Origin of the sequence: Rathayibacter sp. VKM Ac-2857 (genome assembly GCF_013205025.1) — a bacterium.
GTDB lineage: Bacteria > Actinomycetota > Actinomycetes > Actinomycetales > Microbacteriaceae > Rathayibacter.
The window spans coordinates 785775-802523 of the sequence record NZ_JABMLE010000002.1 but is presented as its reverse complement, the minus strand read 5'-3'; the positions used below and the strand labels follow the sequence as shown (position 1 = coordinate 802523).

Here is a 16749-nt window from a genome sequence, read left to right as displayed (position 1 = left end):
CGCTGGCGAGCCCGGTGAGGTCTAGAGCCTCGGGCGCGCTGCCTCGAACGCCGCGACCACGTCCTTCGGAAGCCGCCCGCGAACGCCGACCTCGTGGCCGTTCGCCAGCGCCCAGCTGCGGATCTCGGAGGGGGACGCCGTCGATGGCGTCGGGGACGGCACGGCGACGATCACTTCGGCGGGCCGGGAGCGCGGCGCAGCAGGCGTCGAGCGCCGCTCCGGCTCGGCGGACGAGCGGGCCGGCTGCAGGTGCTCGAGGAGGATCTCGAAGGTGTCCGGATGGACGATCCGGGTGCCGTGCTCGAGCGCGCGCTCGTGCTTGCCGCCCGAGAAGGAGCCGTCCGCCACGAGGACGGCCGTCAGGCGGGAGACGTTCCCCAGCACGCGGACCCCGAGCTGCTCGGCGCGTCGTTCCAGCTTCTCGCGCTGACGCTCGTCGCAGCCGGTGAAGGCGACGCGGTCGCCGACGTGGAGGGGAGCGCCGTGCGACCAGATCCGGGGCAGCGGCCCGAGTCCGGCGCTCAGCCGGGCGATGCGCGCGGCGTCCGCGCGCTCGATGAGGGTCTTGACCGAGTTCGCGGGGACGGACAGCAGGGCGGCGAGGGCCAGGAGCTGCTGCCGTTCCGACTGCGACACCCGGCCGTCGTCGAGTGCTCGGTGCGCGAGCGCCTGCAGGAACGCCGTGTGGGCGGATGCGACGTCCGCCGCGGAGAGGCCGAAAGTCCGGGTCAGCTCGTCGAGGGCGGACGCCTCCGACACCGAGAGGTCGCCGTCGGTGAGGCAGTCGAGCAGCAGCTCGAGGTAGGCGATCGTTCCGACCGGCGCGCCCTCGTCGATGAGCTCGAGAAGGCCGACGTTCGTCAGCTGCTGCACGAGGGGCTGCTGCTCCGGGCGCTTCGGCGTGATGCGGACGGGAGCGCTCGTCCGCGATCCGGTGGTGCGGTGCCGCGAGACGGCGGCTCGGGACGGCGCGCTCGGCCAGAGCGGAGTGCGCGGAAGTGCGGCCAGAGTCGGGTGCGGGCGACGACGATCGGCGGTGAGGTAGCTGCGGAGCAGTGCTGCCGTGGCGCGAGCGTCGCCGAGCGCCGAGTGGGCGTCGACCAGTTCGACGCCGGCACCCCAGCAGCAGTCTGCGAGGCGTCGGCGCTGAAGGTCCGGGAGGTAGTGGTGGCTCCCGTCCATGGTGCAGAAGGTCGACAGAGTGGGGACCGCCCATCCCGCCGCCTGGAACTCCTCGCGGAGGAAGGCCGTGTCGAACTTCGCGTTGTGGGCGACGATCGTGACTCCGCCGAGAGCGGCGGCGATGGTCGGAGCGAGGTCGCGGAAGAGCGGCGCGCCGGCGACGTCCGATGCCCGGATGCCGTGGATGTGCGTGGCGCCGACCGGTCCTTCCGGGTCGAACCGGGAGACCCATTCGTCGACGACCACTCCGGCTGCATCGGTGCGGACGATCGCGAGTTCGAGGATGCGATCCTGGCGGGGGGACAGGCCCGTCGTCTCGACGTCGATGACGGCGAAGGCGGGAACCCCTGCGCTCGTCGTCCTCACCGGCTTCTCGGGCGTCGGCCCAGACTCCAACAGGCTCAGAAGCCACTTCACGATCCCCACAGATGTCCCCCTCGTCGAGCGCAGGTCTTCATGCTGGCAGACAGCGACGCGCGTCCTGGAGACGGGAGAGCACTTCTACTCGGAGCATCCGGAAGGACCGGCATCGTGCCTGTTCAGAGTGCCTCGGATCCCGGCGGGGCCGGGTCAGCGCTCCGGGGATGCTCGGTGAGCGTCGCGGACGGCATCGGCGAGCCCTGCCCAGGGCGTCGCGCCTTGCGAGACCTTCTCTACTCCTGCGAGACCGATCGAGTCGCCGGCGGCAGCATCGAGCGCCGTCCGGGAGACGACGTGGAAGGTCCACGCGGCCAGATCGAGCGGGTCGTACTCGGAGTGCTGGAGGGACGTCTGCGTGCAGAACACGTACACGTCCGCATTCAGAGTCCGGAAGCCCCTCGGACCAGTGCGCAGCCCGCTGAACGACAACCGGCTGTGCCGCTGCTGCGGCCAGGCCTGCAGTCGGGCGGACGACTTCACCTCGATGGTGATGCCCTCGAAGAGCAGGTCGTACGCCTCCCACTCCACGCGGCGGACGTCCTGGAGACCGAGGGCTCTCGCGACCAGGAACTCCGCGAGGTAGCCGCGGGTGTTGTTCATCCGGAGGTCGCTCATCGCGAAGCGCCAGAAGTCGAGGACCCGCGCGTCGATCCCGACGAACGCCTCGTCGCCGCGCAGCCCCGCCGCGGCGGCGGGCTGCTCGAACGGCTCGGACGACACGGCTACTGCGGGGTCGCGATGCAGACGGCCGAGGCGAAGGCGCCGGTGCTGGTCTCCTCGGCGAGGACCTCGCCGTCCAGGGTGATGCGGCAGGTGATGTCGCCCTCGTCGTCGGCGCCGTTCGTCGCGGTGACGGAGAACGCCTGGAAGGCGGTGCTGTCGACCTGCAGCTCCTTAGTGAAGGGGAGGGGCTGGGCGGCGGCCTGCTCGACGCCGGAGTTCGCGCCGTCGAGGGTGGAGTAGACGATCGATGTGTCCGTGCCGGCGCCGGTCACCTCGTACACCAGGGCCTGGGGAGTCCCGGAGGTGGCCGAGGCCTGCGCCGTCGCGATGGCGTTCGAGATGCCGCTCGCGAAGCCGGCGGTGTAGACGATCGCCAGGATGATCGCGAGCACGATCGCCACGGCGTTCAGGATCGTGCCGGCGATGGCCGTGCCCTTCTTCCTGCCCTTGAGGAACAGCGCGATGACGCCGAGCACCAGGCCGACGAAGGCGACGAAGCCCGAGACGTAGTTGACGATCGGGATGACGGCGCCGACCAGCGCGACGATGCCGATGATCAGCGAGGCGAGCCCGAGGCCGTTGCCGGTCTTCGGGGGCTGCGGGCCGGTGCCGGGGGTGGGCTCGGGATACACGGCGGGGTTGTAGGCGGTCATGCCGCGAGTATCGCAGCCGCGCGGTTGACCTGCCTATCTCTATATAGGTAGCCTCGCCGCATGACTCCGCTCAGCCGCATGACCGCCGCGACCGCGGACGTGCTCCGTGCGCTCCTCGACGCCACCGGGCCGACCTGGGGGATGCTCGTCATCAAGTCCACGGGGCGTCCGGCGGGCAGTGTGTACCCGATCCTGGAGCGGCTCGAGGGGGCCGGCTGGGTGTCGTCGGCATGGGAGGCGGACACGGAGCGCAGCGGTCCGCGGCGCCGGCTCTACGAGCTGACGAGCGACGGGGCGGAGGCGGCGACGAGCGCCGTGGCGCGGTTCGAGGCGGTCGCCGCCCGGCCGGTCCGGCTCTCCGGAGCGGAGGCCCGCGCGTGATCGACCTGCTGCTGCGGATCCTGGCCCTGCTCCTCCCTCCGCTCGCCCGCGAGCGCTACCTCGAGGAGTGGCGGGCCGACGTCGCCGGCGCTGGCGAGGCGGGGCTGCGGCGCCGCGACGTCGTGCTCGGCGCGCTCGTGCTCAGCGCCACGCTCGATCGCGCGCTGCCGGTGCACTCGGGGGAGCCGCGGTTCCTCCGGCCGCGGCGGCTGGCGCGACGCGGGCTCGGGCTGCTCACGGCGGCCGCGGTGATCCTGATCGGCGGGTATCTGACCGGCGGGGGAGTGGTGCAGGAGGGGGTCTCCGCGGGGGTGCTCACGGTGATGCAGGCGACCGGTCGGGTGCTGATCGGGCTGGCGCTCGTCGTCGGGCTGGTCGGCGCGGCGCACATGGCGGGGGCGGCGCGAGCCGCCGAGACCCGGACGGCGCGGGTGTCGCTGCTCGCGGCGATCGCGGGGCCGGCGATGGTGGCGGGCGGCGTGCTGGTGCCGGGGGCGCCGTGGTGGCTGCCGTTGCTCGGCTTTCTGGTGTCGAGCGCTGGGCTGGCGACGGGGGTCGCGGTGATCGGCGGGACGCGGCCGATCGCGTGGGAGTACCGGAGCTCGTCGCGGGCGCAGCGAGTGCCGATCGCACTGGGCGGGGCGGCGCTGGTGGTCGCGGTGGTCGTGGTCGGCGGGGTCGACCTGCTGGTCTGGAACCCGCTCACCAAGGTGCCGGGCACGGACCTCGCCACGATCTACCGGCTGCTGGCCGAGCGCGACGGCTTCTCGCTCACGGGGACGCTGGTGGCGACCGCGATCTGGGCGGCCTTCTGGACGGTGCCCGCGCTGCTGGTGGCGGCGCTCGCCGTGCACCGCGTCGGCGACGCCCTGACTCCGAGGCGGCTCGTCATCGTGATGCTCTCGCTCGTCGGCGCGGCGATCTTCTTCCGCTTCTTCACGGGCTTCGGCATCGGGATGTCGATCGCCGACTCCTTCGCGACCAGCGGCGGCGACGCGTCGGTCGTGTCGGCGGTGCTGCCGTGGGTGGGGCAGCTCTCGTTCGCGGTCGCGGCGATCGCGCTCGGCTGGGCGCCGCGGGCCCGGATGCAGCCGGTCGCGGTGGCGGCCTGAGGGTGCGGGGTCTGCTGACTCGACTTCTGGCGGTGGTGGATCTCGATACGCCCGCAGGGCGGGCTACTCGATCAGCATGGGCGACGCCGGTCTCGGCCGTGTCGGCGTCCGATGGTTGCGTCACCTGGAGGGACGCCCGCAGATCTTTGCTGGTCGAGTAGCCGCGCAGCGGTGTATCGAGACCCGGCGTCCCCAGCAGGGTGGCTCTGCGGGCGGGTGGATCTCGATACGCCCGCTGCGCGGGCCACTCGATCAGCATGGAGCGCCGCCCGAGCCACGGAAGCTCTCCGCAACATCAGCTGAGAGTGGGCCTCATCGCTCATCGGCGATGAGACGTGCTCCCAGCTGATGTTGTGCGGCCGGGCACGCGGAAGCGGGGCCGGCGGAACTCCGCCGACCCCGCCTGCCGTGCGGTGGTTACTTCTGGGCGGTGCGCCTGCGCGTCGCGGTGAGCGCGAGAGCGCCCGCGCCGCCGGCGATCAGGGCGAAGGCCAGCGCGGCCAGGCCCGTCGTGCCCTCGGCGCCGGTGTGCGCGAGCGATGCGGAGGGCTTCGCCGTGGGCTTCGGCGTTGCGGTCGGCGCCGGAGCGACGGGCCCGGCGGTCGCGGTCGGCACAGCGGTCGGCGCCACGGTCGGCTCAGCAGTCGGCGCCACGGTGGGCTCCGCCGTCGGCCCGACCGGCGGCGCGGTCGGCGTGGCCGTCGGCTCCGGAGTCGGCGCGGCGGCCAGCTCCGGGGTCGACGCCGGGGCGACGCGGTTCAGTGTCGCCTGCTCGTAGTCGTACGACATCGCCAGCAGCGCTGCGTCTTGGCTACGCGGGGCGGCCAGCTCGAGGCCGGCGGCCGTCCCGGTCGAGGTGAAGCCCGCGGGCAGCGAGACCGTCGGCACCCCGGTGTTCGCGCCGACGTCGCAGAACGTCGTGCCCGCCCAGTCGGGGGTCGCCGCCGTCGCGCTGGTCGGCATCGCCAGGGCGTCGAGGTCGTTGTCGAGGAAGAACTGGTCCATCGCGAGCTTGCCCGCGTCCTGGGCCGCGATCGCCGCGTCGTACTCGGGGTTCGGGATGTCCGCGTTGCTGTTGAAGAAGTCCACGTCGCCGGGCAGCAGCGAGGTCTTCCCGTCCGCCATGACGTCCGAGAAGGTCAGCGCGTCGGCCGGTTCCGTCAGTCCGGCGAGGCCCTCGGGCCAGGTCGCGTCGGTGTCCGCGAAGAACTTGTCGATGCTCGGGCGCATGTCGAGGTAGCCGCCGCTGACGAGCGTCTCCGACACGAACTCGCGGGTGAAGGTCGGCACCGGCACGATCTCGGCGCCCTGCGCCGCCAGATCGCGGACGGCCTGGTCGACGAGTCCAATGGTCTCGGCGAGGCCCGGGCGGGCCGGGTCCTCCTCGTAGTCCCACTGCACGTAGCCGATGCGCTTGCCCTCGAGCGCGGTGTCGCTGAGCCCCTCGACGTAGGTCGAGCTGTCCTGCTGGTCCGCGATGACGGTCAGCGGGTCGGTCGGGTCGTAGCCGGCCAGCACCTCCATCAGCAGGGCCGCGTCGGTGACGGTCGTCGTCATCGGGCCCGACACGTCCTGGCGCGGCGACAGCGGGACGATGCCCGTGACGCTGGTCAGGCCCATGGTCGGCCGGTAGCCGACGAGGCTCTGGTGCGCGCTCGGTCCGACGATCGAGCCGCAGGTGTCGGTGCCGAGGCCCGCGGGAGCGTAGCCGGCGGCGACGGCCGCGCCGGTGCCTCCGCTCGAGCCGCTGGCGCTGTTCGCCTGGTTGTAGGGGTTGTTGGTCCGGCCGCGCTCGGAGCTGAGCGTGTAGGTGCCGTGCCAGGCGAACTCGGCCATGTTGGTCTTCGCGAGGATGATCGCGCCGGCGTCGCGCAGGCGCTGCACGGCCGTCGAGTCGAGCTTCGTCTGGTACGTGTGCAGGGAGGCGCTGCCCGCGGTGGTGGGCATGTCGAATGTGGCGTAGTTGTCCTTCACCAGGATCGGGATGCCGTGCAGCGGTCCGCGGATCGAGCCGGCCGCGCGCTCGGCATCGAGCTCGGCCGCGGTGGCGAGCGCGTCCGGGTTGGCCAGGATGACGGCGGCGAGTCCGGGCTGGTCGCCGTAGGGGTCGTCGTAGGCCGCGATACGGTCGAGGTAGCGCTGGGTCAGGGCGACGGACGTCGTCGCGCCGGACTGCAGGAGCGCCAGGGCGTCGGTGATGCTCAGGTCGACGACCGCGGGGGCGGCCACGTCGACGGGGGGAGTGGTCGCGCCGAGCGCCGCGGGGGCGGCGAGGGCGGTGCCGAGTGCGAGTCCGGTGCACAGGGCGGTGGCGGCGGAGAGTCGGGCGACCCTCCGGAACGAGGGGGTGGTGGACAAGCGACAACCTTCGGATCGAGTGGGAGGGGGCTTGGAGCCTCCCCAGTCTCGGAGCCTCGTGTTGCGCGGCTGTTACGGCGCCGAGACGATCGAGCGCGCACCATGTCCCCCTTCGAGGGGTCTGGAGGGAGCGCTCTCAGCGCGAGCAGTCGAGCAGGCCGTCACCCTCGAGCCACACGGGCTGGATCCGCTTCATCCCCAGCCGCAGCTGCGCCACGTCCCCGCTCCACCGCAGCTCGTAGTCGTCCGCGCTGAACGGCGCGTGGCCGTCGTCCGCGGAGTAGTCCTCCTGCCACTCGACGACCGCCGACCCGGGGCGGAGCACGCCGATCGCGCCGTCGGCCAGGAGGAGGAAAGCGGACTCCCGCACGACGAGGCGGCAGCCCGAGCCGCTCGCGCCGGGGAGCACCTGGTAGGCGCTGAAAGCGAAGACGAGCGAGAAGAAGACGGAGCACACGACGCAGATCGCCAGGGCCAGACCGGCCACGCCCGAAACGACGCTCCGGGTCGTCGACGGAGTCCGCTGCGTCCACGGCAGGCAGACGCCGACGAGAGCGGTGAGGCAGCCGCTCGCGAGGAGGACCAGCTCGATCCCGAGGACCGTCGGCACGGTGTCCCCGAGGACGATCGTGCCCCACCACAGCGCCTCCCCCCGGTCGGCGCCGAGCAGCCCGTAGGTCGGCGCGAGCGGCCCGAGGACGGCGAGGACGACGACGACCACCAGCTGCACGACGCCCGCCGCCAGGACCCGCTCGCCCGGCGGGAGCCTCCGATCAGCCGTCCGCATCGCTTCCGACGAGTACGGCATCGCTCCCCTCCTCGTCGGGGACGTGGCTGAGGATGTCGCCGGGCTGGCAGTCGAGGACCGCGCAGATCGCGTCGAGGGTGGAGAAGCGGACGGCCTTGGCGCGGCCGTTCTTGAGGATCGAGATGTTCGCGGTGGTGATGCCGACCGCCGCGGCGAGGTCGGTCACCGACATCTTGCGCTTGGCGAGCTCGACGTCGAGGTGCAGGACGATCGCCATCAGACGACCTCGGCGAGCTCGCTGCGCTGCTCCACCGCGAGGTGCAGCAGGCGCCGCATCACCACGACGATGAGCGCGGTCGTGGCGCTCGCCACGGCGACGAGCCCGAAGGCGAGGGCGGGCAGGGGCGCGGGCACCGCGGTGAGCGAGGCGACGGCGCCGACGACGGCGAGGACCGCGCCGAAGACGAAGGCGCCGATCGCGAGGTCGACCCAGAGGTCGGAGCGGTGGTCGCCCGCGAAGAGCGTGTCGTCGCGGACCAGGCTGAGCAGCCGCCAGACCGCGATCAGCACGGCCTCGACGCAGAGCAGCCCGGCGACCACGACCGCGACGAGCACCGCGTCGACCGGCCCGCCGTCGAGCGCCTCCCGGGCGACCGGGCCGACGGCGAGCTGCACGAGCACGCAGCCGAGCAGCAGCACCAGCAGGAGGGTGCGGAGCGCGAGGAGGACGGGTCGGGGCATGCGGGGCTCCTGGGTCGTGACGGGTGCGTGTCGAGCGGGGCGCGTATCGAAAGACGTGCGTTTCGTATCGAATGTCGATACTGTCACCTCGACCGCAGAGCGGCAAGGGGAGACGGGGGCTTCGGCATGGGACGACGGGGACGGGCGCTCACGGGCGCGGCGGTGCTGCTGGCGATCGCGGTCGTCGCGACCGGCACGGGGCCGGCGGAGGGGCTCGAGCTGGCGCTGTCGGCGGACGACTGCGTCGAGAGCGCGAGGGCGGAGTGGCGGCCGGTGCTGCCGCTCGCGCGGGACGAGCCGGCGGTCTTCGACGTCGACGTCATCGCGCGGGACGACTGTCCGACGGATCGCCTGGTCGCGCTCGCGGCGACGGCGTCGGAGGCGATCGACGCGGCGCTCCGCACGGCTCCGGCTGGGCAGCGCTCGAGCGAGCTGGTGCTGCTGGTCGGTGACGACTCCCTGGCGATCGCGGATCCGCGGGATCGCGAGGTTCCGGTCGGGGCCTGGGACGCCCTGCGCCGCGGCATCGACGGGAGCCTTTCGGTGCGCACGGTCGAGAGCTACCCCGTCCTCGCGATCACCCTCGCCCCGACCGGCGCGGCGACCGCTCTCGACGCGCTCGACCTGCTGCTCGAGCAGCGCTCCGCGATCACCGGGGGCGACCTCGACTGGACGATCGTGCAGCCCGCGACCGACGCGCGCGGCGCCGCCGTGATCCGCGTGCAGGAGGAGCGCCCGGCCGACGAGATCGTCCGCCTCGCCCGCGAGATCGACGGCTCCTTCTCGGGGGTGCGGGAGTCGACGGTCCACCTGAACGGCGCGGTGCTGAACGTCGCGCTGGCGGGCGCACCCGGAACAGCCGCCCCGCGCTCGCTGCGCGACTCCGTCGTCTGGCCGCGCGTGCTCGGCACGATGACGGCGCTGACCGACCGGGGGAGCGGCTACGCGATCGGCGCCGAGATCGCGGCGGAGGCGGCCGACGGCTCCGGCCCGGTCGTCGACTCCTTCGCCTCCTCGTCGCTGCAGTGCGCGGCGACGCCCGGAGCGGGCGCGACGACGCAGGCCGCCTTCGAGCACCTGCGCACGTCGATCCGACCCGCCCATCCCGGCGAGAGCCTCGCCTTCAACGGCCTGACGGCGCCGGCCTGCCGGTGAGCTCTGCACAACATCAGCTGAGAAGGGGGTCCCTCCCCCCACAGAGGAGGCCCACCCTTCTCAGCTGATGGTGTGCGCGGACCCGGTCAGTCGAGGTGCCGGAGGTACCGCTGCGGGTCGCCGAGGAAGCCGCGCCAGGTCCGCACGAGGTCCAGGTCGTCGTACTCCGCGCGGCGCAGGCCCCACTCGCCGAGCTCGTAGAGGTCCGCGCCCGGCAGCGCCGCGAGCACCGGCGAGTGCGTCGAGAGGATCACCTGCGAGCCGCCCGCGACCAGCGACCGCAGCTGCCCGATCAGCGCCAGGCAGCCTGAGACCGAGAGCGCCGACTCCGGCTCGTCGAGCAGCCACAGCCCGCGGATCCGGGAGCGGTTCATGACGATGTCGAGGAACGACTCGCCGTGGGAGCGCTCGTGGTAGTCCGCGTCACCGAGGCCGATGTCCTCGAGGTAGGTGAAGAAGCCGTGCATCGTCTCCGCCCGGAGGAAGAAGCCGCGCTTCGAGGCGCCCGCCCCGCGCACGAGCTGCAGCTGCTGGGAGAGGTCCGACTCCGAGACGCGGGTCGAGTGCATCGCGCCGGTCGAGCCGCCCTCGGCGTTCAGCCCGTAGGCGAGCGCGATCGCCTCGAGCAGCGTCGACTTGCCGGAGCCGTTCTCGCCGGTGATCACCGAGACGGGGCCGAGGTCCCAGCCCTCGTCGAGCACCTGGCGCACCGGCGGCAGGGTCGCGGGCCAGACGTCGGACTCGAGCGCGGCCGGGTGCTTCTGCACCCGGCGCACGGGGAGGGAGGAGAACACCTGCACCCCCTCCGGTCGTGACGACCCGGCCAGTCAAGCACGGGGCCGCGGGCGCCGGCGGCTCAGACCGCCCAGCCCGCCTCCGCCAGGGCGAGCGCCGCATCGGCGCGCGGTGAGTACGGCAGGTCCTGATCCAGCACCACGCGGTAGTCGGTGTCGCCCGGGCCGACCCAGAGGATCGAGTCGTCCGCCCCGGCCCGGCCGACGGCGGCGCGTACGGCGAGCGCGGGCTCGGCGATCTCCTGCACCTCGCAGCGGCCGTCGCGGGCGCCGTCGAGCAGGGCACGGCGGATCCGGGCCGGGTCCTCGAAGCGCGGGTGGTGGTCGGTGACGATCAGCAGGTCCGCGCGCTCGGCGGCGGCGCGGCCCATCGGCGCGCGCTTGCTCGGGTCGCGGTCGCCGTCCGCGCCGAGGATCACCAGCACGCGGCCAGAGGTGACCTCGCGGAGGGCGTCGACGGTGCGGGCGACGGAGTCGGGGGTGTGCGAGAAGTCGACGTAGAGGCGCGGGCCGGCCTCGCCGGAGACGAGCAGGGTGCGGCCGGGGACGGCGACGTCGATGCCGTCGGCGACGGCGCGGGCGATCGCGTCGCGGTCGTGGCCCGCCGTCACGAGCATCACCAGGGCCAGCGCCGCGTTCGACGCCATGTGCCGGCCGATCAGCGGGACGGAGGTGGTGAGGGTCCAGCCGTCGGGCGCGGTCAGGCGGAACCGGGTCGCGTCGGCGCTGAGCGCGAGGACGTCCACGCGCCAGTCCGCCTCCGCGGTGGAGCCGACGGTGACGACCGGGACCTCCGCCTCCGCGGCGACGGTGCGCCCCTCCGGAGTGTCGACCACGACGACGCCGCGCCGGCTGCGGTCCGGGCGGAAGAGCCGCTGCTTCGCCCGGAGGTAGGCGCCGAGATCGCCGAAGTCGTCCAGGTGGTCGTGGCTGAGGTTGGTGAAGCCGGCGACGTCGAAGACGAGTCCGTCGACCCGCGAGCGGATGAGCGCCTGCGCGCTGACCTCGATCGCGGCGGACTCGACGCCGTCCTCGCGCATCCGGGCGAGGAGCGCGTGCAGCTCGGGCGCCTCGGGCGAGGTCAGCCGGCTGGCGACGACGGTGTCGCGGCTGCGACGGTCCGCGGTCGAGCTGAGGCCCGAGGGAACGCCGAGCCGGCGCAGCACCGCGTCGAGCAGGTGCACGGTGCTGGTCTTGCCGTTGGTGCCGGTGACGCCGAGCAGCTGGGGGCGGTCGCGATCGGTGCCGTAGACGTGGGCGGCGATCCCGCCGAGGGCGGCCCGGGGGTCCGCGGACAGCAGCACCGGCAGGCCGCTCGCTCGCGCGGCCGCCAATCCGGCCTCGTCGGTGAGTACGGCGACCGCTCCGGCCGCCGCGGCCTCGTCGGCGAAGTCGGCACCGTGCCGGCGTCGGCCGGGGAGGGCGGCGAACAGTGCGCCGGGCAAGATCTCGCGGTGCGCGAGGGTGACGCTGCGGATCAGGACGTCGCCGTCTCCGGTGAGCGCGGACGCGTCGCCCAGCTCGCGCAGGGCGACACCCGCGACGCGGCGGGGTTCGAGGAGCCGGAACGTCGGCATGGGCCTGTCTCCTGGGAACGGACCGGTCCCGCGCGGAGGGGGCCGCGCGGGACCGGAGGGGTGGTGCTACTTCGCGGTGGGGCCGTAGAACGAGGTGATCTCGTCCAGCTCCATCTCGGCGGTGGTCTGGATGAGCTTCAGCAGCTCGGGGTCCAGGCCCGGCGAGAACTCCTCGAAGCGCTCCGGCGCGATCGTCGACGGCACGCCCTCGGGGGCCTGCTCGTTCGCCGAGAGGTCGGTGCCGTCGTTCGAGGGGGAGGCGCCGCGGAAGATCTTGCCCGCCTCGGACGCGCCCTCGAGGTCGAAGGTGAACTGCTTGCTCTGCAGGCCGAGGTCGACCAGCTTCTTCACCTCGGGGAACTTCTCGGCGTTCGTCTTCGGGATCGGCAGGGTCTTCCTCCAGTCGATGCCGAGGGTCTCGAGTGCCTTCGCGTAGCCGTTCTCGTGCGCCTGGTCGCGGACGATCAGATAGGCGATCGTCGAGCGCGCGGTCTTGTTCTGCGTCATCTCGTAGATGCGGCACTTCTGCAGGCGCCCGGTGGACTCGAGCATGAGGTTGTAGAGCAGGTCGAGCACGAGGTTGCCCGAGTTGTAGACGTAGCTGCCGCTCCACGGGTTGCCGACCGAGTCGACGGGCAGGGCGCCCTGCGCGCCGACCAGGTAGTGGTGGATGTTGCCCGTGTCGAGCGCGATGTTGAGCGGGGTCGCGCCGCCGGCACCCGGGGTGTCCAGCGGGTCGGTCGGCTTGCCCTGGTAGCGCGGCGAGCCGTCGAGCAGGCGCGAGATGGTCGTGCCGATCAGCTCGACGTGGCCGATCTCCTCGGTGCCGATGCCCTGGATCAGGTCGCGGTACGGCTTCGCGTCGGCGCCGCGGAAGTTCATCGCCTGGAAGAGGTACTGCATCATCGTGCGCATCTCGCCGAACTGCCCGCCGAGGCCCTCCTGCAGCGCGTTCGCGGCGGCCGGATCCGGCTCGTCCTGCTCGATGTCGTTGATGAGTCGCTGAACGTGGAAGTACACCATTGCCTCCAGAAGGATCGTCGGTGCCTCCACCCTCCGCCGCGCTGGGGGCGTTTGCAGAGCCCCTTGCCACCGAGGGGGTGCGCGTGCGACCCGGGCGGGCGCGTGGGGTGCGCGGGGTGCGCGGGTGAGTGCTCCGAGGCCCGGGGGACTGCGCGGAGTCCGGGTGCGCCTCCGTCGAGGGTCTGGGCCGCCGTCGGATGGCTGTGCGAGGCTCGGAGCATGACTGAGCAGACCCGCACGACTCCGCGACCGGTCGACTCCCGGGCGCTCGCGAGCGCGGGCGTCGCGGTGCTCGGCGCGCTGCTGGTCGGCGTCCCGCTGCTCGCGTCGGCGCTCGCCGTCGTCGCGATCGTGCTGGCGCTCGGCGCCCGGAACCGGCTGCGCGCGGACGAGACGCTTCGCGGCGCACGAGTGAGCCTCGTCGGGTTCGTGCTCGGACTCGGGGTGCTCGCCGTGGCGTTCGGCCCGCTGGTGATCGGGTGGGTGCTCGGGCTGTTCGCCTGAGGCCCGCGCGTACCGCCTGAGGTCCGCGCCTACCGCCTGAGGCCCGCCTAGCGCTGGGCGAACGCCTCCCGGTACAGGCTCGTCAGCTCGGGGGAGTCGGCGGCGCTCAGCCCGCAGGTGAGGATCATGTCGCCGTCGGCGGCGATCAGGTAGTCGATTCCGCGCTCGAAGACGATCGGGGCGCCGTCGACAGCGGACTCCGGCGCCTGGGTGACCGAGACGGCGTCGCCGACGTCGCCGGCGAAGCGGTCGAGGACGCGGAGGGTGACGGTGCCGTCGTCGATCGAGGCGACCTCGGCGCGGAAGGCGAGCTGCGACGGAGCGAGGGCCTCGGCGGTGACCGGGGCGCACTGGTCCATCGGGCCTCCGGTCGCGGGCAGCTTGAGTGCCGAGGCGGAGCCGCCGGTGGTGACGCCGAGGGCGAAGGGGAGCAGGAGCGACGCGGCGGCGCCCACGGCGAGCGCGCCGACCCCGACGATCAGCCAGGGGGAGCGGCGGCGGCGGACGGCGGTGGGGTCGGAGTCGCCGGGGTCGGTGCCCGGTTCGCCCAGCGCCTGCCCGCCCGTCGCCTGCGCGCCCATCGCCCGGTCCCGGTGCTCGGCGAGCTGCGCGCGGGTGAGCGGGGCGAGCCCCTCCGCCGGGTCGGTCGAGCGCACCAGCCGGCGCAGCTCCGAGTCCTCGATCGCGGTCATCGTGCTCCTCCTTCTGTCGTCGACGGATTCTCGGCTCGGCCCTCGTACAGCTCCGCGAAGCGCAGGCGCGCGCGGTGCAGGCGGATGGACGCCGCGTTCGGCGTGATCCCGAGGACCTCGCCGATCCCGCGCGCGTCGAGCTCCTCCCACGACCACAGCCGCAGCAGCTCGGCGTCGGACTCGCGCAGCCGCGAGAGGACGAAGCGCACGGCGTCGTCGGTGGCCGAGGGTCCGTCGGCGTCGCGCACCACCTGCGGCGGATCGACCACGGCGATCCGGTGCGTGAGCAGGACCTGGCGGCGCTGCATCCGGCGCGCGTTCTGCAGCTGCAGGCGGGCGACCCCGATCGACCAGGCGATCGGGTCGTCCTCCGGCACGTCGGCGACGCGGCGCCAGAGCACGGCGAGGGTGGCGGCGAGCACGTCGTCGGCGGTGGCCTCGTCTGTGCGGCGCCACAGGTAGCGGCGGACGGGCTCGGCGACCACGCCGGCGAGCACGGCGAAGCGGTCGGGACCCGCGAGGGGAGCTGGCATGTGCCTCATGCTCCCTCCTGTCCGGCACGCCCGCCGTTCTTTCACCGGCGCGCCGACTCGGCTCCCGGCTGCGTCACGGGAGGGCGGCGCCGCCCGCCCGCCGCGTCGCTACTCTGAAGCGCCCCCATCCCCTTCCCGCCGAGGAGCCCCATGCCCATCTGGTCCCTGCACGGCGACGGCCGCACCGTCGCGCCCGGAGCCGTCGTCGGCCCCGCCGAGCGGCTCAACTGGCCCGCGACCGTCGCGATCGGCATCCAGCACGTCGTCGCGATGTTCGGCGCGACCTTCCTCGTGCCCGTGCTCACCGGCTTCCCCGTCGCGACGACCCTGCTCTTCTCGGGTGTCGGCACGCTGCTGTTCCTCCTGATCACCCGCAACAAGCTGCCCAGCTACCTCGGCTCGAGCTTCGCCTTCATCGCCCCGGTCACCGCGGCGACGGCGGTCGGCGGGACGGGATCGGCGCTCGCCGGAGTCGTCGCCGTCGGCGTGCTGCTCGCGCTCGTCGGCTTCGTCGTGCAGTTCGCCGGGCTCGGCTGGATCGACCGCCTGATGCCCCCGGTCGTCTCCGGCGCGATCGTGGCCCTGATCGGCTTCAACCTCGCCCCGACCGCCTGGTCGAGCTTCCAGCAGGCCCCGGTCACCGCGACGGTCACGCTCGCCGCGATCATCCTCGGCAGCGTCTTCTTCCGCGGCTTCCTCGGCCGCGTCTCGATCTTCGTCGGCGTCGTGATCGGCTACGTCGTCGCGCTGATCCGCAACGAGATCGACTACTCCGCCGTCGCCGACGCCGCCTGGGTCGGCCTGCCGCCGTTCAGCTTCCCCGACTTCGCGTCCGGATCCACGTGGTCCGGCATCGCGATGTTCCTGCCCGTCGTCCTCGTCCTCATCGCCGAGAACGTCGGCCACGTCCGCGGCGTCGCGACGATGACCGACTCCTCGGTCAACCAGCACACCGGCCGCGCCCTGATCGCGGACGGCATCGCGACCACCGTCTCCGGCGCGTTCGGCGGCTCGGGCACGACCACCTACGGCGAGAACATCGGCGTGATGGCCGCGACCCGCGTCTACTCCACCGCCGCCTACTGGGTGGCCGGCGTCACCGCCGTGCTGCTCAGCCTCTCGCCCAAGGTCGGCGCCGTCTTCAACTCGATCCCCGCCGGCGTCCTGGGCGGCGCGACCACCGCGCTCTACGGCCTCATCGGCGTGATCGGCATCAAGATCTGGATCGACAACCGCGTCGACTTCTCCCGCCCGGTCAACCAGTACACCGCCGCCGTCTCCCTCGTCATCGCGATCGCCGGCTTCTCCTTCAGCTCCGGCGGCTTCGAGCTCGGCGGCATCGTCCTCGGCGCGGCCGCGGCCCTCGTGATCTACCACCTCGGCAACGCCGTCGCCCGCTGGCGCCGCACCGGCGCCGACGACGGCGGCCCGCTGCCCCCCATCGGCCAGCTCGGCGGCGACCCCCAGCACTGACCCGCGCGCGATCCGTCACAAACGGTCGCCCTCCCCGCCCGACGACGACCCTCCGCGCCGGATCGCGCGCGCCGCTCGCCACTTTCCGCTGCTTCGCCGGCCTCATACCCGCAGAAAGTGTCGAACCGTGCGACGGATGCGGGCGAGAGGTGCGGGTTCAGCTCGGACACGTGGGTCTCGATACGCCCTGCGGGCTACTCGACCAGCATGGGTGCGGCCGTCCGGCCGGCGTGGGCGCGCTCGCTGCGGGGTCGGCGCGGACTCGTGTTCCTCTAGCCGGGGCGTCAGCAATCCATGCTGATCGAGTAGCCCTCGGAGAGGGCGTATCGAGATCCACCATCGCAAGGACGTGGTGTGCAGGGCTGCGGCCCTGGCGACGGTGGGTCTCGATATGCCGCTGCGCGGCTACTCGACCAGCATGGGGGGCGCGGCTGCTCGATCAGCATGAGGTTGCGCGATTTCTGCTCGACCCGCGCGGAGCGCGCCGCCGCCCTGCGGTGTCCTCTCGCCCGCACGAGCCGCAGAGATTCGCGAGTGGACGCGGAGCGGGGGCCGCCTACGGCGCAGGCCCCGGGACGCGTCCAGTGGAGGGCGGCGGCCGTGCTCAGTGGACGCGAAGCGGGCTCTGCAGCGGGTGCAGGCCCCGGAACGCGTCCACTCGGTCAGCTAACCTCCGTACG

At 73.1% G+C, this 16749-nt stretch carries 17 protein-coding genes; 5 read left to right on the top strand and 12 right to left on the bottom strand.

Annotated elements, in window-relative coordinates:
• Window positions 1-21 precede the first annotated feature (21 nt).
• The 3 genes from HQQ86_RS11025 to HQQ86_RS11015 form a co-directional block, all read right to left on the bottom strand.
• Window positions 22-1548 (bottom strand): histone-like nucleoid-structuring protein Lsr2, encoded by a 1527-nt coding sequence (locus tag HQQ86_RS11025; protein WP_173288117.1) that lies wholly within the window; start codon window positions 1546-1548, stop codon window positions 22-24.
• Window positions 1549-1752: 204 nt separating this feature from the next.
• The gene (locus HQQ86_RS11020) at window positions 1753-2322 is read right to left on the bottom strand and encodes a hypothetical protein (protein ID WP_173288116.1); all 570 of its coding nucleotides are present in this window, start codon (window positions 2320-2322) and stop codon (window positions 1753-1755) included.
• A 2-nt stretch (window positions 2323-2324) separates the two neighbouring features.
• Window positions 2325-2978 (bottom strand): MmpS family transport accessory protein, encoded by a 654-nt coding sequence (locus HQQ86_RS11015; protein WP_173288115.1) that lies wholly within the window; start codon window positions 2976-2978, stop codon window positions 2325-2327.
• A gap of 60 nt (window positions 2979-3038) precedes the next feature.
• On the opposite strand from HQQ86_RS11015, the gene HQQ86_RS11010 reads away from it, so the two are divergent.
• A complete protein-coding gene (locus tag HQQ86_RS11010) occupies window positions 3039-3359 on the top strand; it encodes a PadR family transcriptional regulator (protein WP_173288114.1) in 321 nt (106 codons plus the stop codon).
• A complete protein-coding gene (locus HQQ86_RS11005) occupies window positions 3356-4471 on the top strand; it encodes a hypothetical protein (RefSeq protein WP_173288113.1) in 1116 nt (371 codons plus the stop codon). The genes HQQ86_RS11010 and HQQ86_RS11005 overlap by 4 nt, the downstream gene beginning before the upstream one ends.
• Window positions 4472-4888: 417 nt before the next feature.
• Here the strand turns inward: HQQ86_RS11005 and HQQ86_RS11000 are convergent, their stop codons facing one another.
• From HQQ86_RS11000 to HQQ86_RS10985, 4 genes are all read right to left on the bottom strand, one after another.
• Window positions 4889-6829 carry an amidase gene (locus HQQ86_RS11000; RefSeq protein ID WP_173288112.1) on the bottom strand — a complete coding sequence of 647 codons (1941 nt, stop codon included), beginning with the start codon at window positions 6827-6829 and terminating at the stop codon, window positions 4889-4891.
• A gap of 136 nt (window positions 6830-6965) precedes the next feature.
• Entirely contained in the window at window positions 6966-7637 is a 672-nt protein-coding gene (locus HQQ86_RS10995) for a hypothetical protein (RefSeq protein ID WP_173288111.1), read from the bottom strand.
• Complete coding sequence (locus HQQ86_RS10990) at window positions 7603-7854, bottom strand: helix-turn-helix transcriptional regulator (RefSeq protein ID WP_173288110.1); 252 nt, start codon at window positions 7852-7854, stop codon at window positions 7603-7605. Before HQQ86_RS10990 ends, HQQ86_RS10995 begins: the two co-directional genes overlap by 35 nt.
• Window positions 7854-8318 carry a DUF2975 domain-containing protein gene (locus HQQ86_RS10985; RefSeq protein WP_173288109.1) on the bottom strand — a complete coding sequence of 155 codons (465 nt, stop codon included), beginning with the start codon at window positions 8316-8318 and terminating at the stop codon, window positions 7854-7856. The genes HQQ86_RS10990 and HQQ86_RS10985 overlap by 1 nt, the downstream gene beginning before the upstream one ends.
• A 126-nt stretch (window positions 8319-8444) precedes the next feature.
• Between HQQ86_RS10985 and HQQ86_RS10980 the strand changes: the two genes are divergently transcribed.
• Window positions 8445-9473: a hypothetical protein gene (locus HQQ86_RS10980; RefSeq protein WP_173288108.1), complete on the top strand. Its 1029-nt coding sequence runs from the start codon at window positions 8445-8447 to the stop codon at window positions 9471-9473.
• An 86-nt stretch (window positions 9474-9559) separates the two neighbouring features.
• Here HQQ86_RS10980 and HQQ86_RS10975 read toward each other — a convergent pair whose 3' ends face one another.
• From HQQ86_RS10975 to HQQ86_RS10965, 3 genes are all read right to left on the bottom strand, one after another.
• Window positions 9560-10273: an AAA family ATPase gene (locus HQQ86_RS10975; protein WP_173288107.1), complete on the bottom strand. Its 714-nt coding sequence runs from the start codon at window positions 10271-10273 to the stop codon at window positions 9560-9562.
• A gap of 56 nt (window positions 10274-10329) precedes the next feature.
• Window positions 10330-11844, bottom strand: a complete 1515-nt coding sequence (locus tag HQQ86_RS10970; protein WP_173288106.1) for a Mur ligase family protein — start codon at window positions 11842-11844, stop codon at window positions 10330-10332.
• Window positions 11845-11910: 66 nt separating this feature from the next.
• Window positions 11911-12864, bottom strand: a complete 954-nt coding sequence (locus tag HQQ86_RS10965) for a manganese catalase family protein (protein WP_173232970.1) — start codon at window positions 12862-12864, stop codon at window positions 11911-11913.
• A 222-nt stretch (window positions 12865-13086) separates the two neighbouring features.
• Here HQQ86_RS10965 and HQQ86_RS10960 point away from each other — a divergent pair, with 222 nt between their 5' ends.
• On the top strand, window positions 13087-13371 hold the full coding sequence (locus tag HQQ86_RS10960) for a hypothetical protein (protein ID WP_173288105.1): 285 nt from the start codon (window positions 13087-13089) through the stop codon (window positions 13369-13371).
• 47 nt (window positions 13372-13418) lie between these two features.
• On the opposite strand, the gene HQQ86_RS10955 is transcribed toward HQQ86_RS10960, so the two are convergent.
• Both HQQ86_RS10955 and HQQ86_RS10950 read right to left on the bottom strand, forming a co-directional pair.
• Window positions 13419-14063 (bottom strand): hypothetical protein, encoded by a 645-nt coding sequence (locus HQQ86_RS10955; protein ID WP_173288104.1) that lies wholly within the window; start codon window positions 14061-14063, stop codon window positions 13419-13421.
• Window positions 14060-14596, bottom strand: a complete 537-nt coding sequence (locus HQQ86_RS10950) for an RNA polymerase sigma factor (RefSeq protein WP_173288103.1) — start codon at window positions 14594-14596, stop codon at window positions 14060-14062. The genes HQQ86_RS10955 and HQQ86_RS10950 overlap by 4 nt, the downstream gene beginning before the upstream one ends.
• A gap of 150 nt (window positions 14597-14746) precedes the next feature.
• Here HQQ86_RS10950 and HQQ86_RS10945 point away from each other — a divergent pair, with 150 nt between their 5' ends.
• Window positions 14747-16069, top strand: coding sequence for a uracil-xanthine permease family protein (locus tag HQQ86_RS10945; RefSeq protein ID WP_123736709.1), 1323 nt, complete (start codon window positions 14747-14749; stop codon window positions 16067-16069).
• The last annotated feature ends 680 nt before the right edge of the window (window positions 16070-16749 follow it).

Bases quoted from the DNA above. Each gene is read 5' to 3' on its own strand.
- HQQ86_RS10980 (WP_173288108.1), top strand. From the start codon at position 8,445: ATGGGACGACGGGGACGGGCGCTCACGGGCGCGGCGGTGCTGCTGGCG.
- HQQ86_RS10945 (WP_123736709.1), top strand. From the start codon at position 14,747: ATGCCCATCTGGTCCCTGCACGGCGACGGCCGCACCGTCGCGCCCGGA.
- HQQ86_RS11010 (WP_173288114.1), top strand. From the start codon at position 3,039: ATGACTCCGCTCAGCCGCATGACCGCCGCGACCGCGGACGTGCTCCGT.
- HQQ86_RS10950 (WP_173288103.1), bottom strand. From the start codon at position 14,596: ATGCCAGCTCCCCTCGCGGGTCCCGACCGCTTCGCCGTGCTCGCCGGC.
- HQQ86_RS10960 (WP_173288105.1), top strand. From the start codon at position 13,087: ATGACTGAGCAGACCCGCACGACTCCGCGACCGGTCGACTCCCGGGCG.
- HQQ86_RS11015 (WP_173288115.1), bottom strand. From the start codon at position 2,978: ATGACCGCCTACAACCCCGCCGTGTATCCCGAGCCCACCCCCGGCACC.
- HQQ86_RS10990 (WP_173288110.1), bottom strand. From the start codon at position 7,854: ATGGCGATCGTCCTGCACCTCGACGTCGAGCTCGCCAAGCGCAAGATG.
- HQQ86_RS10995 (WP_173288111.1), bottom strand. From the start codon at position 7,637: ATGCCGTACTCGTCGGAAGCGATGCGGACGGCTGATCGGAGGCTCCCG.
- HQQ86_RS10970 (WP_173288106.1), bottom strand. From the start codon at position 11,844: ATGCCGACGTTCCGGCTCCTCGAACCCCGCCGCGTCGCGGGTGTCGCC.
- HQQ86_RS10955 (WP_173288104.1), bottom strand. From the start codon at position 14,063: ATGACCGCGATCGAGGACTCGGAGCTGCGCCGGCTGGTGCGCTCGACC.
- HQQ86_RS10985 (WP_173288109.1), bottom strand. From the start codon at position 8,318: ATGCCCCGACCCGTCCTCCTCGCGCTCCGCACCCTCCTGCTGGTGCTG.